Origin of the sequence: Coralliovum pocilloporae (assembly GCF_030845175.1) — a bacterium.
GTDB lineage: Bacteria > Pseudomonadota > Alphaproteobacteria > Rhizobiales > Cohaesibacteraceae > Coralliovum > Coralliovum pocilloporae.
Genome location: NZ_CP132542.1, coordinates 2,572,799 through 2,591,463, shown reverse-complemented (window position 1 = coordinate 2,591,463; position 18,665 = coordinate 2,572,799). Strand labels below are relative to the sequence as shown.

Below are 18,665 nucleotides of genomic sequence, written 5' to 3'. Positions count from 1 at the left end.
GTGCGAGGGGGCTGGCGCAGATCATGGATGGACAGGTCTCTCACCCTGCAATCAGGACTTTGACCATTCTCGCCAACCCGGTGGCTGGCGGATATTCCCCGCGCAGGATGCGGAAATATGTAAACGCCCTCGCCCAACAGGGCATCGCGACGCAGGTCCGTCTGACCGGCTCAGCAGATGACATTGTTGCCTATTGCGCCGACAGTTCAGAACAACCGGATGCCATTGCAGTGGCTGGCGGTGATGGCACGCTGGTGCAGGCCGTCCGTGGACTGAGGCAGCGTCCTGATCCCTGCCCGCCTTTGGCAGTCATTCCCTTTGGCACAGCCAATGTTCTGGCCCTGTCTCTCGGGCTTGGCTTTTCTGCGAGAAGCTTCGCCGACATGATCGCAGGCAATCGCCGTGTGCCTGTCTATACCGGACGACGCAATGGCGACGTGTTCATTCTCATGGTGTCATCCGGGTTTGATGCTCAGGTGGTGCATGCCCTGCCCCTTGGACTGAAACGTCGCCTTGGCAAGCTGGCTTATGGATTAACCGCAATCCGGCAGGCCTTCAGGCGAAAGCGGGACGTGATCACAGTGACCGTTGACGGCCTGACCTATGAAGGACGTCTGGCCGTGATCACCAACACACCCCACTACGGCGGACCCATGGTCATCTGCCCTGAAGCCAGTGCTCTGAAGCCCGGCCTGCATCTGGTTCTGCTTGAGAAAGACAGCACCCTCTTCCTCATCCGCTGCGCCATCAACCTGCTGCGCAACCGGCTGGCAGATACGCCGGGCGTCACCATTCTGCCCTGTGAGGCCGCCGAACTGACCTCAAGCTCCGGGGCACCTCTGCAATCCGATGGTGATGCAGCAGGCTACACACCGGTTCTGCTAGAAGCCGACAATGAACCGGTGATGATGGTGGTGCGATAGAGGCTCAGGCCCGCCCCGGTTCCATGGACAGAAACGCTTCGTCGATACCGAGTTTGGCGAGAGCCTTGTCGTATTTGTTGTCGAGTGCTTCATCAAACAGCAAGGACATGTCGCCCGGACAGTTCAGCCAGCCATTGGCCTGAATTTCCGTTTCAAGCTGCCCCGGAGCCCAGCCTGCATAACCGAGAGCCAGCAAGGCATGGCGCGGGCCGCGACCATGGGCGATTGCCTTCAGCACCTCAAGCGTTGCGGTCAGACAGACATCATCATCTATCGGCAGAGTGGATTCCTTGATGTAGAAATCGGATGAATGCAGCACAAAGCCACGTCCGCCATCCACCGGACCACCATTGTGGACCGTCATCTGCTCGTCGGGATCAGGCAGCAGGATCGGCTCGCCGGGCGTTGTGATTTCAAGCTGGTCCAGCAGTTCTGAAAAGGAGATCTGCGGCGCTTCCCGATTGACGATAATCCCCATGGCGCCTTCTTCGGAATGGGCGCAGATATAAACCAGAGATCTGGCAAAACGCTCATCCGTCATACCCGGCATGGCAATCAGAAACTGTCCGTCCAGATAATCCTGCCCAGACAGTTCATCAGACAGTTCATCGGGCAGCTCATCGGACAAGTCATCAGATAGACTATCCGACAGGTCATCCATCAGGCTGTCCGTCAGATCGTCTCTTCTGTCATTCCGGTGGTCGCCATCGCCGTTCATATAAACGCTTCCAAATCAGTTCTTATCATCAACATGCTATCATGCATTCGCGGCTTTGACAGCCGGATCTGTGCTCCGTCGACCGCAACACATAGTCTGCGATCACGGCAATATGATGGAAATCCGCACGAAACAGCCACAGTTAAGGGTCCAAAATTAACATCAGTCGATTATGTTCAGCAGAGCGTTCAGCCAGAGAGTCTGCCCGATCGCCTGACTGGTTATTACAGCGTGCTTCTGCAAAGTTGACAGACTTTTCAGATCAAAGCGCGCGCAGAAACAAACTTTTAAAGCACCGCTGCCAATTCAGGTTAAAGGTCAGATGCTTTAAATTGTGATTGTGGAGTATGTTCGTGAAAGCTCTTTCTTTGCTCGCCCTGGCCTTAGGCGTTTCAACGCTGGTATCCGCTCCTGTCGAAGCAGCCCAGTCGAACTGGTCTGACACAATGGGCGCGCGCATGCGGGTGATTGCTGGTGGCATGGAAACCGGTAATCTGGTTGCAGGCATCGAAATTGAGCTTGAAAAGAACTGGAAGACCTATTGGCGCAATCCGGGCGGGGCCGGTATTCCGCCGCAGCTTGATTTCTCGCGCTCCACCAACGTGAAGTCAGTGGATGTGCGCTGGCCCGCGCCCAAACGCTATTTCGATGGCTATGCCACGTCTCTCGTCTATAACGACCATATCGTGCTGCCGCTGCGGATCACCCCTGAAGACCCGAGCAAGGCCATCAAACTGACGCTTGATATGCGCTATGGCGTCTGCTCCGAAATCTGTGTACCTGCCGTGGGCAATGCTGCCATGCTGGTCCACCCGCTTGCGGCCGATGACCCGGCCATGGCCGACCGTATCGGTGCCTTCGAGCAGAAGGTGCCTGTTTCAGATCAGGCTGCCTCCTTCCGCATTGAAGGCATCACCAGGGTTGATGGCAAACTGAAGATCAAAGCCCGCGTTCCTGATGGTGAAGGCAAGACAGATCTGTTTTCCCACAGTTCTGCGCCCCTGGCCCTGCCTCTGACCAAGCAGCTCAAAACGTCAGACGCGGAAAAGGTCGTCCAGTTTGAACAGCGGCTCCCTAAAGATTTCCCCGACGAACCGGTTACCCTGTCTTTTGTGCTTGTCAAAGGGTCCAAAGCGGTTGAACAATCGTATTCCATCTCGAAAGACGCAATTGTTGACCTTAATTAGGCCTGCAATCAATCGGACCATAAAGTTCGTTTTCAATCATTCAGCACACACAACAGGGAGAGTGTGATCATGACTATTGCCGTGGGGGATCGCCTGCCGGATATCACCGTGAAAGCCGTGACGGCCGATGGACCGGCTGACGCGAGCACATCGGAGCTGTTTGCTGGCAAAAAGGTTGTTCTGTTTGCCGTACCAGGTGCATTCACACCAACATGCCACATGAACCATCTGCCCGGCTTCGTGGAACATGCTGCTGCCATCAAGGCGAAAGGTGTGGATGAGATTGCGGTTATTTCCGTCAATGACCCGTTTGTCATGAGTGCCTGGGCTGAATCCACAGGTGCCGGCGATGCCATTACCTTCCTGGCAGACGGCAGCGCGGAGTTTACCAAGGCTATCGGCCTTGAGCTCGACGCCACCGCTTTCGGCATGGGTGTCCGCTCTCTCCGCTACTCAATGATTGTCGACAATGGCTCTGTCACAGCGCTGAATGTTGAAGAAAACCCGGGACAGGCCGAAGCCTCAGGTGCCGAAGCCCTTCTTGGCCAACTGTAAGCCTTCACCTGTCTTCGCCTGTTTAGCCCGCCTCAACAGTGAGGCGGGTTTTCTGTTCCAGCACTTTGCTTCCGCTGACAACAGTCTTCCCTTGCTGCACGACCCTTGCTATAGGAAATAAGCCTTCGAATAGAGAGAGATCTGTGTCGCAATGCCTTTGAACCGCTCTTCCCGTCTGTTGACCACCTTGTCCCTGTGCGCACTGGCTCTGGCCGGATGCTCGAGCTCTGGTGGCACTTCTGGTTCCGGTCAGTCTGAGACATCGCTGCTCGACACATTTATTCGCGGTACAACGGAAGAATACAATTCCGATGTAACCGCGCAGGCACCGGTTCTCTGCCCGAGCGTCGATATTCAGTCCGGCACCAAGGTAGTCCAGGTCTTTGAGCGCGGACATAATGATGATCCGGGCTATCTGCGTTATCAGGCAACGATTGCTGACGTCGCACGCGAGTGCAGTCTCGATGGTCTTAACATCACCATGAAAATCGGTGCGGCAGGCCGGGCGCTGACGGGCCCCAAAGGATCGGCTGAGACGGTTGCACTGCCTATTCGGTTTGCTGTTGTCCGCGCTGATGGAACCGTTGTCTTCTCGGAATTGTCCAAGACAGAAGTCGCCTTCACATCTCCGACAGACAGCAAGACCTTTTCAGCAGTGGTCCAGACACCGCCCTTCCCGATCACTCGTGGCGAACGGGTTCGAGTGCTTATCGGGTTTGACGATCAGGCCAAGCAGTAAGCCCGCCTTCAGAGATCCCGTCCGTCCCAAACCTTCATGGCTTCGATAATCGGGGCAATCTCGGAGAGCCGCCGGGCCACGGTTTCAGCACCTGCTTCCATCAGAAGTTCACTGTGGCCTGTGAAGCTGTGTGATCCGCCCACAAAGCCGATGACACGCATGCCTGCGGCAATGGCACCAGCAACACCATGGACACTGTCCTCAATGACGATACAGTCGCCCGGATCGGTCTCGAGCTCTCGTGCTGCATGCAGAAAGATATCGGGAGCCGGCTTTGGCTCCACATCTTCAATGGAAATGGCAGAGAAGATGTAAGGTCTGAACCGGTCGAACAATGCCGTTTTCCGGAACGTGGCTTCAAGCCGCTCTGTCGGTGAGTTGGAACAGACACAGCGTGGATCATCAAGGCTGTCGAGCATGTCCTCCACGCCTTCTATTGCCTTTACATCCTTGGCGAGGCGTTCATCAATGGTGCGCTCAATCTGATCGAGCAGATCATCAGGTAGGTTCTTGCCCAGCTCTTCCTCAATACGGCTTTTGATCTCAGAGCCTGGCAGACCGGCAAATTCACGGACGAAATCCTGAGGATCACGATCAAAGCCATGCTGCCTGAAGGCCTCCGTCTCCACCTTGGCAGCAACGATTTCGGAATCCAGCAACACGCCATCGGCATCAAAGATGATCAGCATAAAGGCCTCGCAAATGAAGAGTGATACACGCTGTTCTGACCTGAGTGTGAACCGAGATCAAGAGATTTGTACCGTTTCAGGGGAATTATCTTGATCGCCGCCAAAATCTGGCCAACCTGCTATCATGGTGTTTCAACACCTTCTGATTCTAACGGAAATTCGGCTGGGAATGGCACAATCGATACTGGTACTCTTCTTTCATCCTGCTCTGCACCGTTCGCGGGTCAATCGCGTTCTCTACCGGGCAGCAAGCGATCTGGACAATGTTACATTTCACGACCTCTATGAAGCCTATCCGGATTTTATGATCGATGTGCACCGGGAACAGGACCTGTTGATGGTGCATGACATCATCGTCTTCCAGCATCCGTTTTTCTGGTATTCAGGCCCTGCGCTGATGAAAGAGTGGTTCGATCTCGTGCTCGAACATGACTTTGCCTTCGGACGCAATGGCACCGCGCTTCAGGACAAGGCCGCATTCTGTACCATCACCACAGGCGGGCCTGAGCAATCCTATGCCAATGGTGGCTATAACCACTACACGATCCCGGAACTGCTGCGCCCCATCGAACAGACCGTGCGCCTTTGCAACATGAACTGGCTGCCACCGGTCGCTATTTTCGACACAGCTCAGCTGAACGATCATGACGTCTCGAAACATGCAGAAGACTATCGCCGCATTCTGATCGCCTTGCGGGACGAACCGCTCGACAGCTATGATCTGGACGGGCTCGACCTTCTGAACCGCGATCTCAGTCGGCTGCGGGCATAGGGGGACGATATGGAACACGGCTCTCTTCTGTTTCAGGCTTTTGTCTATCTGGCTGCTGCCGTTGTCTCGGTTCCGCTTGCAAAGCGGCTGGGTCTTGGCTCGGTGCTCGGCTATCTGATTGCCGGTGTCCTGATCGGGCCCTTCGGCCTGCATCTGGCTGGCAATACTGCTGATGTGATGCATTTTGCCGAATTCGGCGTTGTCATGATGCTGTTTCTGGTGGGACTGGAACTGCACCCGACCCTGCTATGGCGCATGCGCTGGCCCATTCTGGGCATTGGCGGGGCGCAGATGGTCATCACTGCTTTTGCGATTGCGCTTATCGGATATCTGTCCGGCCTTGACTGGCGACTGTCTATCGCCACCGGACTGGTGCTTGCCTCATCATCTACGGCTATTGTCCTCCAGACCCTGACGGAACGAGGCCATTTCCACTCTCCAGTCGGCAAGAAGAGCTTTGCGGTTCTGTTGTTCCAGGACATTGCCATTATCCCGATCCTGGCCATTCTGCCCTTCCTTTCCCTCTGGCACAGTATCGGCCTTGAACCAGATACACCGGACCACAGGCTTGAATGGATTGCCGGACTGCCGGGCTGGTCGCAGGGTCTTGCGGTTCTTGTTGCCGTTGTGGTGACAATCGCTGCGGGCCGGTTCCTTCTGCACCCGGCCTTCCGCTACATTGCGGACGCACGCATGCGGGAAATCTTCGTCGCCTTCGCTCTGGTGATTGTGGTGGGCATCGCCCTTCTGATGCAGAGTGTTGGCCTGTCTCCGGCTCTTGGCACCTTTATCGCTGGCGTGGTCCTGGCTGAAAGTGAATTCCGCAAGGAGCTGGAGAGCGATATCGAGCCGTTTAAGGGCATGCTGCTGGGTCTGTTCTTCCTATCCGTGGGTGCCAGCATCGACTTCAGCCTGTTCCTCAAGGAAATCTGGTTCATCGTGGCCCTGGTTATCGGCCTGATCACTGTCAAGACGGCCATTCTCATTGGCCTTGGTCTTGCCGCCAAGCTGAAGCTGTCGGAGTCAATCCTGTTCGGCTTCCTGCTCTCACAAGGAGGCGAGTTCGGCTTTGTTCTGATTGCCTTTGCGGTTCAGAACACGGTGATGACCGCGACCTTTGCCAGCCCTCTGATTGTGGCCGTTGCTCTTTCCATGGCAATCACACCGCTTCTGCTGATCCTGTATCAGAAGGTAATTGAGCCGATCTTTGCCCGTCGCCAGCAGCAGGAACAGGCAGAACAGGACGACCACGACCCGGACGATATCCATGGACAGAGCAGAGTCATCATTGCCGGTTTCGGCCGTTTCGGGCAGATCACCGGGCGTATGATGATGGCAGCAGGTTATGAGGTAACCGTTCTTGACTTCTCACCCAGCCAGATCGAGATGCTGAAGCGGTTCGGCAACAAGGTCTATTTCGGTGATGCTTCACGGATGGACATGCTGTGGGCTGCCGGTGCCACTGACGCCGAAGTCCTGATCATCACCGTCAAGGATCCGGACAAGGTGCTTGAGATCATCGATACGGCGCAGGCCCATTTCCCGCATCTGAAGATCCTGGCGCGCGCCACAGACAGGCGTCACGTCTACGAGCTGATGAAACGGGATGTGGACGGCATTTTCCGCGAAACCTTCGGGTCCTCTCTCGATATGGGTGTCTCGGCCCTCAAACATCTTGGCCTTCGTGCCTATCAGGCAGAGCGGCTTGGCAAGATCTTCCGTCGACATGATGAGGAATCCCTCAGCCAGCTGGCAGATCTCTGGGGTGATGACGTGTCTTACGGCGTTGCCGTACGCAAGCGGACCCAGGATCTGATCGACATCATCAGCTCTGACAAGGTCGGCTTCGACAAGTCAGAGGTGGAACTGGGCTGGAATTCGGCGGATCGTGACGAATCCGAATTCACAGAAGGTGATGAGGGCACGCAGACACCGCGCCCGGCAGCCCGTACCAGTGACCAGCGTCTTATCCGGGACCCGGCTATTCCACCGGATTGAAGTCGTCTCTCAAAGAAAAGCTGAGAGAGTTTCTAGAAAGGCGTTTGCACTGAAACTCCGGGGGGTCAAGAGCTGTTTTGAAGCCCCATCATCTTGCGACGGCGCGCCAGGAAGAGCTTATGCGATTCCTCTGTTCCATCATGGAAAGAGCCAAAGGCCTTGTCCCATGGCACTTCGAGATTGCCGTAGTTACACTCGAAGTAACGATGGTGCATCTGGTGATGGAAATTACCAAGGCCGATGACTTGTCTATCCCGCACAAGCAGGGCTTCAAAACCGGCATGGGAGGTCACAGCCGTCAAAGCCTGATGCTGCATATGGAAGAGAATATGGATCGGATGAGCCGCCACGATCCAGTGGATCAGAACAGAGCTGAAAAACAGAAGATGCTCAACAGGATGCATCGACAATCCGGACCAGGGGCCGATATTGGTGTTCCGATGATGCAGTGCATGAGCCAGTTTATAGAGTGGCGGCCAATGCAGCAGACGATGGATCCAGTAGAAGTGAAATGAGATCCACAGGGGTGTCAGAAGAAGCAGGCCAGCAAACCACACCGGATTGTCAGCCCAGCCCAGGACAGGCGCATATCCATTGGCCATCGCCCATAGCATCAGGACTTCAAAGGCCGTCCAGAAAGCCAGACCGCTGGTCAAGGTCCAGAACATATTGTCTTTCAACTGACTGTTAAAACTGAACAATCGTCCACGGGATATCAGATCGCGAGGGTCAAACTTCAGGCGCTGCTGCTGGGTTTTACGAACATGAAGGAAAAAATGCAGAGACCCGGCAACAGCCACCAACAAGATGAAATTACGCAGCAGCATCTGGGCGATCCAGCCAATCTCAAACGTCACCATCCGCTCTAGAGGCGGCTGGAAATAATGCCACGTGACAAGAGCAAGGACAGCGATCACCAGATTCTCTCCAAAGACAAACCAGCGGGCTGCAAACCAGACGGCAATAGCTCTTGGATGAGGCGGCCAGGAGAAAACTGGTGATGTCGGGATCGGCACATCGGGCCTGTAATGCCACTGTGCTGCAAATCGGCTTTTCGTATCCCGTTCAGCATCCATGCTCATGCGACCATCCCCTGCTCCGCGAGAGAAGGGTCCAGTCAACACCAGTATGAGACGCTTCACAAGACCAGGGGGCAGGATACGAGGGCTTTCGCCCTTCAGATGCACGTAACAACAAAAAAGGCCGGACGCTCTTCTGCATCCGGCCTCGCAGCTCTCTAGTAACCCGAGGTCTTATACGACCTTGCGCACCTCGGTCAGGAACTGGTCCAGTTCTCTGCTGACCGCATCACTGCTCTTTGACAGGGACTCAGATGCCCTCAGAACCTGCTCTGCGGCCTCACCGCTTTCACCAACAGCCTGGCTGATGGTAGCTACATTGGTGCTGACGCCGGATGTGCCCACCGCAGCCTGATCAATATTGCGGGCGATCTCGTTGGTGGCTGTTCCCTGCTCCTCGACAGCAGCCGCAATAACAGTCGCAACCTCATCCACTGTGCCGATGGTTTCACCAATGCGTTTGATGGAGCTGACAGCCTGCTGGCTGGCGTTCTGGATGGCAGAAATCTGCTCGCTGATTTCGCCTGTGGCCTTGGAGGTCTGAACAGCGAGTTCCTTCACCTCGGACGCCACAACGGCAAAGCCCTTGCCTGCTTCACCGGCACGCGCTGCCTCAATGGTGGCATTGAGAGCAAGGAGGTTCGTCTGCTCGGCAATCTCGGTGATGAGTGCAACAACCTGACCGATTTTCTCAGAGGCGTTTGACAGTTCCATCACATCACGGCTGGTCTGCTCGACTTCTCCCACAGCATTTGAAACGATCTGGGTGGAGTGATTGACCTGCGAATTGATTTCCTGAACGGAGTTCGTCAGCTCTTCTGTAGCTGCAGCCACTGTGCTCACATTGGCTGTTGCTTCTTCCGCAGAAGCCGCAACATTCGCCGCCTGCTCGCCTGTGGAATGTGTAACTGCTTCCATGGTACGAGCGGATGTTTCCAGCTGGCTGGCAGCTGATGCAACCGCGCTGACTTCTTCATTCATCTTTGCTTCAAATGAACCAACCACATCCCGGAAACCGTCGATACGCGTTTCCATGGCTTCCATTGCACCATTAATCGTGTGGGCTGATTCCTTGAAAGCGCCGGTCATCCCGACTTCGGAGATACGCCGGAAATATTTGTTTGCCGCTACGTATTCCAGAGAGGCGCGCGTTTCCCTGACATAGGCGTCAGAGCGGTCAATCATGCGGTTGACCGCATGCATCAGCCTGGCCATATCGCCGCTGGAGGGAATATTGGTGATCCGCGCATCGAAATCGCCGTCCGCAATTGCATCACAGACTTCTGTTATCCGCCGAATGGCTGCTTTCTGGCTGCCTGGGAGAGAGAGTTTCATGGGTCTAGACCTTCGCTATAGCGCGCTCCTGAAAAGCTGATGGGCTTTTCAGAGAAGAGCTCGCTCAAAACAACATCCAAAAGCATCAGGGCTGCTTTTGGCAGAACCGTTTCCGACAAACAGCCCGTCAGGCTGCCTGGAGCTTGGCGATGAATTCATCGTAAGCTCGTCCTTCAGACTGCAGCATTTCAGTCAGCATTTTCATGGATGCATTCAGGCCATCCTTGCGGTTTGCATGACGCCGCTCTTCAGCCAGAAGCTTGTCATAGAGCGGGATGATCTGGCCTTCGAGAGTAGCGCGATCCGGTACCCGGCGGCTTGAGTGATAACCTGTTACGGTGCCCGCTGCATTCCGGCTGGGGGTAACATGGGCAAGGACCCAGTAGTGATCACCATTCTTGCAGCGGTTGACCACATAGGCGAAGATCTCCTGGCCATTCTGAATAGTCTGCCAGAGCATATGGAACACGCAGCGCGGCATGTTCGGGTGCCTGATCATGCTGTGCGGCTTTCCAAGGCATTCCTGCTCTGTGTAGCCAGCAATCTTCAGAAAGATATCATTGCAGTATGTGAGATGACCTTTGAGATTGGTCTTGCTGACAATCAATTCATTGGTATCAAAAAACCGTTCAACACCAGTTAGTGAGCTGTCTTTCATGGTGTTCCCCCATCTATTAATATTTGAGGGAACGCTAATGGTATACGTCTTAACCATAGGTAAAATTACGCTAAAATTGAGGTAATTTATTATACGTGAAAAAGTTGCTGTCGACTCGTGACTTCATTATGAAGGCACCTAACTCTTTACACTAAAAGGTAAAATAAGAACAGGTGGACAATTGTCCACCTGCAACAGGGCTAAGACTTCAACCGTCTACAGATCATTCACCAGTTCGGCTCCGCTGACGTGCCGCAACCACCAGTTTTCTGGCGTCAAAACAGCACCATTTCTGTCCATAACGGAAAGGGACGGGCAGGACCCGGCCTCACCGGTAATCGTGACGTGGTCTCCATCGAATGATGTAAAAGTCATCTCGATGGTCTCACCATAGGTAGGCGCCTGCTCAAGCAGGATACCAACAGCGACCCGCTCGCCCATACGCAGGCTGTCATAGTAATCAGAGTAGTAGTGTACCCCGGCCATATTGCGCCCTATGGCAATATTGGCTGCAAGTTTGTCCAGTTCACCCTGGATGGTCAGGGCTGATTGCCACTTCGTCTCCTTACGGAGGCTGTTTCCATCTTCTTCAGGGACAAAACAGAACGGCAGTTCTCGTTCCTTGAAGCTGTCGCAATCCTCAAACATTTCAAAGAAGGCCTTCAGCATGGTTACACAGCCACCAGCGACAGTGGCATGTCCTGCCCCATAAGCCGGATGCATTGGCGACCCTTCCGGAAAGGCCATCGGCAAAAGCAGATTGCGATCTTCAAAGTGTTTGCTGGTCTTGACACCAGGCGGCAAGCAACCTTTTCCCTTACAGGTCATTTTCCTCACTTCAGCCACAGAAGCACAATTCTGTCTGCGATTGTGCTCAATCACGGCCTTCAGCAGGTTGTCCGGGATCTCTTTCAGAGTTTTCTGAAATGAGGATGCGGCGCATCCCAGTTCCTGCCCGCACCCCAGTTTAGACAGGGTCAGACGGCCACCGAGCGCTTCAGGTCTTGCCCGGCGGTGATAATTAAATTTCTGTCGACGAACCGCTTTCAGACAACGGGTTGCCACCTCACAAACAAGCGATAGAATGTGTGGCCCACCGAATGTTGCAAACGCATCCCGATGCCCCGTCGGGCTCTTCTCCGGAAATCCTTTTGAAGTCTTTGTGCCCATTGCCAAAAGGATCAGACACGCATTCAAGTAGGCTTCATACAATGCGTCATAATGGACATAGGTTGCCAGGTCTCTCGGTGTAGTGATAAAGCGCCTTTTCGCCTCGAACTGATCTGCCCCCCTGAAATTCGCACCATTCTGTACATCCAGCCAGGAACACCAGTCCGTCATATAGTCGAGGCATGCTTTATGGCTCAGGGTCCGCTGATCAATGACGAGGGATCCATAAGGAATGAAGCCTTGCTCCGGCCCGAAACCGGCATCCAGTCCAGGAAAATTAGGACCACTCCCTGCCCCTGCCAGTGATTCCGCGCCAATCAGCATAAACTGCGAAATATATGGCCCGGCATGAGCGCCTTTGGTTGAGCCACGAAAGACATTCGCCGTTGTCAGCTTGCCATCCAGAGACAGGGTTCGGCCATAGCGCCGGTTTCGCTCGAAGGCGTTCAGTCCTGTCCCATCCACCTGATGCGGCGTTGAAGACGTTACAACCATCTTGCCTTTCTTCCTGCAGAAGAAAGACATGCTGTTCAGCTCCTCGACTATCTCCCCGGCGGACAGAACGGCCTGTCCACCCTTGTGGCAAAGCTGGTTTCCTCCTCCATTGCAGATATCTGTGAATGACACATCGCGCAAAAGAGCCAGCGCATAGACTTCAGCCATTTCGGCAGCCAGTTCGCTTGAACCGACTCTGGGAGCAGGCGCCATCCCGACAGCACCGGCGTCTGGCCCCTCAAGGTCATAGACATGCCCGGCGCGTGGACTTTCCCAACCACGCCATTTGGTTTGATTATCCTCGTCGCCGGATGACGGCCCCACCCGGCAGTTGTAAGCTGTATCCTTCGCTGTGGGCACATGCTTTTCAAACAGCGTCTCGCTTGGCGAATTGATCGCTTCGACAAAACACCGGTAATGCTCCGGGTCCTTCAGCACCCCGTATTTGTTGTGTTTCAGACCTTTGGTGAAGTTGGCTGGATATCTGTCACTGTGATCGGTCTCCTCGCCATTGGTTCTTGTCAAGGCCTGCGGCTGAAGGCGCGATACCTCCGTTGCAAGGTCCCGTACTTCCTTTGCCTGCATGGCGCGGGCAGAACCTTTCGGTGTCGGTTCTGAGTATGGCAGCTTCATCGTTCCCTCCCGGGTAGAAATACCTATCCATGCCCACAACCAGTATTACAAACAATTGATTGCAGTTCAAATCATTACACATCTTCAGGTTATGCTACTTTTCCACGCTTGCAAGCAACTTGAGGCTTAAGATTGAGGTTCCGTCTCCCGAACAAAGATCCGGACAAATAGCTCCAGTCCACTCTGTTCATCAGCAACGAGTCTTGACCCTAGTCAGTTCTCACAGAGCCTGGACATCCTCCGCCATTTGCTTCAGCCATCGGACAAAACTGTCTGCCAGAGCAGTCTCGCGGACCCCTCTGCGAATGACATAACTTCCAAGGACAGCTGCTTCGGCACCTGGTAGAGCGCAGAGGCGACCGGCTTCAAGATCATCCCTGATCATGAAATCAGGAGAGAGCACCATTCCGACCCCGGCGACCGCCGCCCGCAATGCGGCATCGTCGAAATCAAAGGAACCGGCATAGGACAGTCTTGTTCCGGATTGCTCTGTGGCAGCCAGCCAGGAGTGCCAGTCCCAGTTGTTGCGGGTGCACTCGATTGCCGGAATGGCTTCCAGATCACCAGGGTCAGCAATCCGCTGCAGAAGCATAGGTGAGAGATAGGGTCGGCTTGCATCTGACAGGATGCAGTCGGCCTGTGGCGGTATCTCGAAGTACTTATAGTACAGGATCGAGATATCCGGTTCAGGGCCCGGAGGCTGCCCTGTACTATTCACTGTCTCAAGCTGGACCCGCGCATTGGGGAAAGACCGGTTGAAGAGGCCCAGGCGCGGGATAAGCCATCGCGTGGCCAGCGTCACAGATACCCTCACGGTAAGTTCGTGAGTTTGCCGGACCACATTTTCCAAAGCGGCCTCCATTGTTTTCAACCCTGGCAGGGCCTGAGCCAGCAAGCCCTCACCGGCCTCTGTCAGGCGGATCGTGTTGTTGGTCCGCACAAACAGCTCAACACCCAGCACGGCCTCAAGCGTTTTGATCTGGTGACTGACAGCACCAGGGGTCACCCCCAGATCCATGGCCGCAGCCTTGAGACTTCCATGCCCGGCAGCCGAGAGGAAAACACGCAAACTGTTCAGGGATATTTTCCGATGGAGTTGCATTAGAAAATCTCATTCAGAGTATAAAATTCTCGTTTGAGAGCAGCGTATAGAAATGATTTCGTCTGAGCAAATTGCATTCAGAGAAACCCAATGCCAATCCATCAGACATATATATTCGCCATTCTGTGGGCTCTTGCCAGCACAGGCCTTTTCACCGTGATCTTTGCGGCAGCCAAGTTTGCCGATGGCAATGCTGGCACCTTTCAGATCCAATTTCTCCGTTACATCGGTGCATCTGCCACTGTAATTGTTCTGGCACTGAACACCGATGGACTACGGAGCTGCATCAGCCCGAAGCCACATCTGCATTTCGTTCGTGCTGTTTTTGGCTGCTTTGCAGCTGTTGCCATCACCTGGTCCTCGGCCAGAATGCCCATAGCAGATGCCACAGCCATCGGCATGCTCTATGGCATTCTCACCGTCTTTCTCGGCATTGTGTTTCTCAATGAGCACGTAGGCCTGCTGCACTGGCTTGCCATCATCATCTCACTGTCAGGGGCTGGCATTGTTGTTGGCCTGAATGGGGCCTTTACGGGGGGCTTTGACATCTGGCCCTCGCTTGCTGCCTTCGCGAGCGCTTTATTGCTGGCGGCGGAGGGCGTCTTGATCCGGGTTCTCAGCCTCAGAGAACGGACACTCGCTGTTCTTCTGCATGTGAACCTGTTTGGCATCCTGCTGATGGCCTGGCCCGCCTTCAGCACATGGCAGGAGGTCGACCTGACCACCATGATCGGATGTCTGGGCCTTGGTCCGCTCGCCATTCTGGCTCAGTATTGCACCATCCGTGCTTATCGGCTGGCGCCACTATCCGTTGTCGGACCGGTTGATTATTCCTGGCTCATCTTCGCAGCTCTCCTGGGCCTGCTGGTCTTTGGCGAAGAGCCCAGTACAGGTATCTATCTCGGCGGCAGCCTGATAATTATGGGAGGGGTTCTATTGTCCGTCAGCGGCAGGAGACAGACTGGGGCTCAGGCCCATAAGGTTACCCCTTCCGCAAACGGGTAAAGGCAAAGGCGACAACGACGCAAAGCAATGCAGCAGCGAGACCATACCAGGTCATCGCATATCCGAGATGACGATTGGGGAAAACAAGACGTGTCTCGCCTCCCTGCGGAGACCTGCCAGAAACAGAAGAGCTCTCGGCGTCAATGAAGAAGGGAGCTGTCTTTTCGCGCTCAAGCCACATGGCCTTGGCCATCTTGGCAACATTGCGTGTGTACCAGAGATTGTCCGGCACATTGTCTTCCGGTGAGGCAAAATTCGGCTCCTCTGAGACACGCATCAACCCTGTGACGGACACGATACCAGGGACCTGTCCGTCACCGCGTGTATCCGCTGCTTTGAGCGGGTCCGGCACAAAGCCGCGATTGATGATGATGAGGCTGCCATCATCCTGTTTCAGTGGCGTCATCACCCAGTAGCCCTGCCCGCGCCAGACCCCGCCTTTCGGTGATGACAGTACCGCATAGACATGCACTTCCCTGTCATGGAGAAAACGGCCAGACAGGGTAACCCTGCGATATTGATAATCTTCCGGTTTAAGCGCCTGCCAGGCATTCCGGCCTGGCAGTGTCTCAGGTGGTGTTTTGACCCGCTCTGTCACACGCGCTATCAGCGCTTCTTTCCAGGCCAGCCTGTTTAACTGCCAGGTCCCCAGACCAACCAGCACAGCAAGAGCTCCGCAGGCGATCAGGAGAGCAAGAATGTCCCTGATGCCCAGTCTCGTCTTCGGTGCTGCGCTGTCCTCTGTCATTCCTGGCTCAACCATCCTTTACGTGACCCGTCTCTTCAACAGAAAAGGGGGAGACGTCAGCCTCCCCCGTAATCCTGTCTGAGCAATCCTGTGACTGCCCATATATAGTTTAGTGTGCCGCTACAGGAGCACCAACGCTGCCCCAGATGTAGATGCAGACGAACAGGAACAGCCAGACCACATCAACAAAGTGCCAGTACCAGGCAGCCGCTTCAAAACCGAAGTGTTTTTCTGTGGTGAACTGACCAACCATTGCACGGGCCAGGCAGACAATCAGGAAGATGGTGCCAACCAGAACGTGGAAACCGTGGAAACCGGTCGCCAGGAAGAAGGTCGCACTGTAGATGGTGCCGCCTTCAGCGAAGTTCCGTGCTTCAACCGCATCAGCATCAAAACCGAATGCGAATGGTGCGTGGGCATATTCATAAACCTGAACGCCGGAGAAGATCGCGCCGAGGAAGACAGTTGCAGCCAGACCCCAGACAAGGCCCTTGCGGTCACCATGCAGGAGTGCGTGGTGCGCCCAGGTTACCGTTGTGCCCGATGTGAGCAGGATCAGCGTGTTCAGGAGCGGCAGATGCCATGGGTCCAGAACTTCCAGACCTTTTGGCGGCCACTGGCCTTCTGTCACGGTTACGCGCGCAACCTGCGCGACTTCATCAGGGTAGAAGCTTGCGTCAAAGAAAGCCCAGAACCATGCGACGAAGAACATCACTTCCGAAGCAATGAACAGGATCATGCCATAGCGCAGGTGGAGCTGAACCACACGGGTGTGATGACCGCCGATGGATTCCTTGATCACATCGCGCCACCAGCCAAACATGGTGTAAAGCACGCCCAGCAGGCCTGCCAGCATGACCAGCATGGAGCCATCATGCATCCACATGACAGCACCGACAGCCATGACCAGAGCGGACATGGAGCCGACAAACGGCCATGGGCTTGGATCTACCAGATGGTAATCGTGATTATTAGCGTGAGCGTCAGCCATATATGAGCTCCCCGGTCTCCCTAGTGAGCGGTCCGGAACAGACCCCTCATTGCCTCATTCTAACTCGCATCGTCCTGCTCGTCCGTCTCTACTGATGCTACCTCATCGGCGTCATCAACAGGGAAGAACGTGTAGGATAATGTGATGGTGTTAATGGATGTTGTCTCCGGATCGTCGGCCAGATCAGGATCGACGAAAAAGACCACCGGCATGCGGACAGTCTCTCCGGGTTCAACACGCTGCTCCGTAAAGCAGAAACATTCAATCTTGTTAAAGAACTGGCCAGCCTGCAACGGTGTCACATTGAACGTGGACGTGGTCATGACCGGCTTGTCTGACGTGTTCGTATAGAGGTAGGCAACTTCCGTTGTCGCGCCCATATGCGTTGAGACGCTGCGCTGGGCGGGCCGGAAATCACCAACCACATTGGCGGCCTGATTGGCATCGAACAAGACAGTAACCGTCTTGCTGGAGATTTCGCCTGTCGGGCTTTCCGCCCGCTGGGTCGTGCCACCATATCCCGTCACCTGACAGAACAGTTCATAGAGCGGTACAGCGGCAAATGACAAGCCAACCATGCCCGCAACCGCACCAACGCACAAAAGAGCGGTGACACCGTTACGGCTGGTCTGTCTGGTCTCTGTCTGCTGCTTCTGATCGGTCATGCGGATCTCTAAAAACTCTTGTTCAGAACTTCAGGGCCAAACTTCACGATGGTCACTGCGTAAAGCAGCACCACGAACAGCGCCAGCACGATGCCGAGAGCAACTGCGCGCGAACGACGGCTGCGCTTCTGCTGGTCTGACAGTTCTACGAAATCATCTTCAGCCATCAGAGCGTTCCCATTCCAAGCAGGGTCTCTCCCAGAAGAGCCGCAAACAGACCAAAGAGATAGAGAATGGAGAACCCGAACAGGCTCATGCAGGATTTCCGTGCCTTATCCCCCTCACGGTCGCGATACACACGCACCGCATAATAGAGGAAGGCAACACCGCCAAGACCGGCAAAGGCCCCATAGATCCAGCCAGCAAAGCCGAAAGCCAGAGGCGCAAGGCAGATGGGTACGAAGACCAGCGAATACAGCAGGATCTGAGTGCGCGTGGACTCTGGTCCAGCCACATTCGGCATCATCGGAATGCCTGCCTTCTCATAGTCGCCTGACTTGACCAGAGCCAGCGCCCAGAAGTGTGGCGGGGTCCACATGAAAATAATCAGAAACAGAATGACAGGCTCAATGGTGACAGAGCCGGTCACAGCCACCCAGCCGATCATTGGAGGAAACGCGCCAGCCGCACCACCAATAACGATGTTCTGCGGTGTCGAGCGCTTCAGCCACATCGTGTAGATGACGGCATAGAAGAAAATGGTGAAAGCCAGAAGGCCGGCCGCCAGCCAGTTGGCCACAAGGCCAAGGGTCATAACGGAGAAGGCCGACAGGATCAGACCGAAAACCAGAGCCTCGCCGGGCAGAATACGACCCGCAGGGATAGGACGTTTGGCTGTCCGGCCCATGACACGATCGATATCAGCGTCATACCACATATTCAGCGCGCCGGAGGCACCAGCGCCAACGGCAATGCTCAAGAGAGCCACGAAGCCGAGCAGCGGGTGGATAGCACCGGGAGCCACCGCCAGGCCGACACAGGCTGTGAAGATAACAAGGGACATCACCCGTGGCTTCAGAAGAGCCAGAAAATCCCGCGCATCGCCGGGGCTGACGAAAGCATCAGCGCCAAACTCGCTGCGTGTTTCCAGACTGTTATCCGTAACCGTCATCGACTGACCCTATACATATGCGGCCTGTTCAGGCTCTCTTCGGCGTTGTCTTAACCCGCCGGGACGTATCCCGACGGGTTTGTTTTGGAAGG

At 55.0% G+C, this 18,665-nt stretch carries 19 protein-coding genes; 7 read left to right on the top strand and 12 right to left on the bottom strand.

The features are described from left to right. Nucleotides 1–23: 23 nt before the first annotated feature. Nucleotides 24–923, top strand: coding sequence for a diacylglycerol/lipid kinase family protein (locus RA157_RS11865; protein ID WP_350333335.1), 900 nt, complete (start codon nucleotides 24–26; stop codon nucleotides 921–923). A 4-nt stretch (nucleotides 924–927) separates the two neighbouring features. Here RA157_RS11865 and RA157_RS11860 read toward each other — a convergent pair whose 3' ends face one another. Next, complete coding sequence (locus tag RA157_RS11860) at nucleotides 928–1,584, bottom strand: YqgE/AlgH family protein (protein ID WP_434058503.1); 657 nt, start codon at nucleotides 1,582–1,584, stop codon at nucleotides 928–930. 410 nt (nucleotides 1,585–1,994) lie between these two features. Between RA157_RS11860 and RA157_RS11855 the strand changes: the two genes are divergently transcribed. From RA157_RS11855 to RA157_RS11845, 3 genes are all read left to right on the top strand, one after another. After that, the gene (locus RA157_RS11855; protein ID WP_350333333.1) at nucleotides 1,995–2,828 is read left to right on the top strand and encodes a protein-disulfide reductase DsbD domain-containing protein; all 834 of its coding nucleotides are present in this window, start codon (nucleotides 1,995–1,997) and stop codon (nucleotides 2,826–2,828) included. Between the two features lie 69 nt (nucleotides 2,829–2,897). After that, on the top strand, nucleotides 2,898–3,383 hold the full coding sequence (locus RA157_RS11850; RefSeq protein ID WP_350333332.1) for a peroxiredoxin: 486 nt from the start codon (nucleotides 2,898–2,900) through the stop codon (nucleotides 3,381–3,383). A 151-nt stretch (nucleotides 3,384–3,534) separates the two neighbouring features. Then, nucleotides 3,535–4,122, top strand: coding sequence for a hypothetical protein (locus RA157_RS11845; RefSeq protein WP_350333331.1), 588 nt, complete (start codon nucleotides 3,535–3,537; stop codon nucleotides 4,120–4,122). 8 nt (nucleotides 4,123–4,130) lie between these two features. Here the strand turns inward: RA157_RS11845 and RA157_RS11840 are convergent, their stop codons facing one another. Then, nucleotides 4,131–4,811 (bottom strand): HAD family hydrolase, encoded by a 681-nt coding sequence (locus RA157_RS11840; protein WP_350333330.1) that lies wholly within the window; start codon nucleotides 4,809–4,811, stop codon nucleotides 4,131–4,133. A 169-nt stretch (nucleotides 4,812–4,980) separates the two neighbouring features. On the opposite strand from RA157_RS11840, the gene RA157_RS11835 reads away from it, so the two are divergent. Together RA157_RS11835 and RA157_RS11830 are read left to right on the top strand one after the other, a co-directional pair. Continuing rightward, the gene (locus RA157_RS11835; protein ID WP_350333329.1) at nucleotides 4,981–5,583 is read left to right on the top strand and encodes an NAD(P)H-dependent oxidoreductase; all 603 of its coding nucleotides are present in this window, start codon (nucleotides 4,981–4,983) and stop codon (nucleotides 5,581–5,583) included. A 9-nt stretch (nucleotides 5,584–5,592) separates the two neighbouring features. Further along, on the top strand, nucleotides 5,593–7,581 hold the full coding sequence (locus RA157_RS11830) for a monovalent cation:proton antiporter-2 (CPA2) family protein (RefSeq protein ID WP_350333328.1): 1,989 nt from the start codon (nucleotides 5,593–5,595) through the stop codon (nucleotides 7,579–7,581). Nucleotides 7,582–7,646: 65 nt separating this feature from the next. Here the strand turns inward: RA157_RS11830 and RA157_RS11825 are convergent, their stop codons facing one another. The 5 genes from RA157_RS11825 to RA157_RS11805 all read right to left on the bottom strand — a co-directional run bounded on the left by RA157_RS11825 (nucleotide 7,647) and on the right by RA157_RS11805 (nucleotide 14,053). Continuing rightward, entirely contained in the window at nucleotides 7,647–8,663 is a 1,017-nt protein-coding gene (locus RA157_RS11825) for a sterol desaturase family protein (RefSeq protein WP_350333327.1), read from the bottom strand. Nucleotides 8,664–8,834: 171 nt separating this feature from the next. Beyond that, a complete protein-coding gene (locus RA157_RS11820) occupies nucleotides 8,835–9,995 on the bottom strand; it encodes a methyl-accepting chemotaxis protein (protein WP_350333326.1) in 1,161 nt (386 codons plus the stop codon). Between the two features lie 127 nt (nucleotides 9,996–10,122). Continuing rightward, nucleotides 10,123–10,653, bottom strand: coding sequence for a PAS domain-containing protein (locus RA157_RS11815; protein ID WP_350333325.1), 531 nt, complete (start codon nucleotides 10,651–10,653; stop codon nucleotides 10,123–10,125). 216 nt (nucleotides 10,654–10,869) lie between these two features. After that, the gene (locus RA157_RS11810) at nucleotides 10,870–12,951 is read right to left on the bottom strand and encodes a vanadium-dependent haloperoxidase (protein ID WP_350333324.1); all 2,082 of its coding nucleotides are present in this window, start codon (nucleotides 12,949–12,951) and stop codon (nucleotides 10,870–10,872) included. A 220-nt stretch (nucleotides 12,952–13,171) separates the two neighbouring features. Further along, nucleotides 13,172–14,053, bottom strand: a complete 882-nt coding sequence (locus RA157_RS11805) for a LysR family transcriptional regulator (protein ID WP_350333323.1) — start codon at nucleotides 14,051–14,053, stop codon at nucleotides 13,172–13,174. 90 nt (nucleotides 14,054–14,143) lie between these two features. Between RA157_RS11805 and RA157_RS11800 the strand changes: the two genes are divergently transcribed. After that, a complete protein-coding gene (locus tag RA157_RS11800; protein WP_350333322.1) occupies nucleotides 14,144–15,058 on the top strand; it encodes a DMT family transporter in 915 nt (304 codons plus the stop codon). Here the strand turns inward: RA157_RS11800 and RA157_RS11795 are convergent. From RA157_RS11795 to RA157_RS11775, 5 genes are all read right to left on the bottom strand, one after another. After that, a complete protein-coding gene (locus RA157_RS11795) occupies nucleotides 15,036–15,806 on the bottom strand; it encodes an SURF1 family protein (RefSeq protein WP_350333321.1) in 771 nt (256 codons plus the stop codon). The two genes, RA157_RS11800 and RA157_RS11795, sit on opposite strands and share 23 nt — an antisense overlap. A gap of 109 nt (nucleotides 15,807–15,915) precedes the next feature. Further along, entirely contained in the window at nucleotides 15,916–16,797 is an 882-nt protein-coding gene (locus RA157_RS11790; RefSeq protein ID WP_350333320.1) for a cytochrome c oxidase subunit 3, read from the bottom strand. Nucleotides 16,798–16,856: 59 nt separating this feature from the next. Next, entirely contained in the window at nucleotides 16,857–17,462 is a 606-nt protein-coding gene (locus RA157_RS11785) for a cytochrome c oxidase assembly protein (protein WP_350333319.1), read from the bottom strand. An 8-nt stretch (nucleotides 17,463–17,470) separates the two neighbouring features. After that, nucleotides 17,471–17,629 carry a cytochrome c oxidase system small membrane protein gene (locus tag RA157_RS11780; RefSeq protein ID WP_350333318.1) on the bottom strand — a complete coding sequence of 53 codons (159 nt, stop codon included), beginning with the start codon at nucleotides 17,627–17,629 and terminating at the stop codon, nucleotides 17,471–17,473. After that, a complete protein-coding gene (locus RA157_RS11775; RefSeq protein ID WP_350333317.1) occupies nucleotides 17,629–18,573 on the bottom strand; it encodes a heme o synthase in 945 nt (314 codons plus the stop codon). Before RA157_RS11775 ends, RA157_RS11780 begins: the two co-directional genes overlap by 1 nt. Nucleotides 18,574–18,665: the final 92 nt, after the last annotated feature.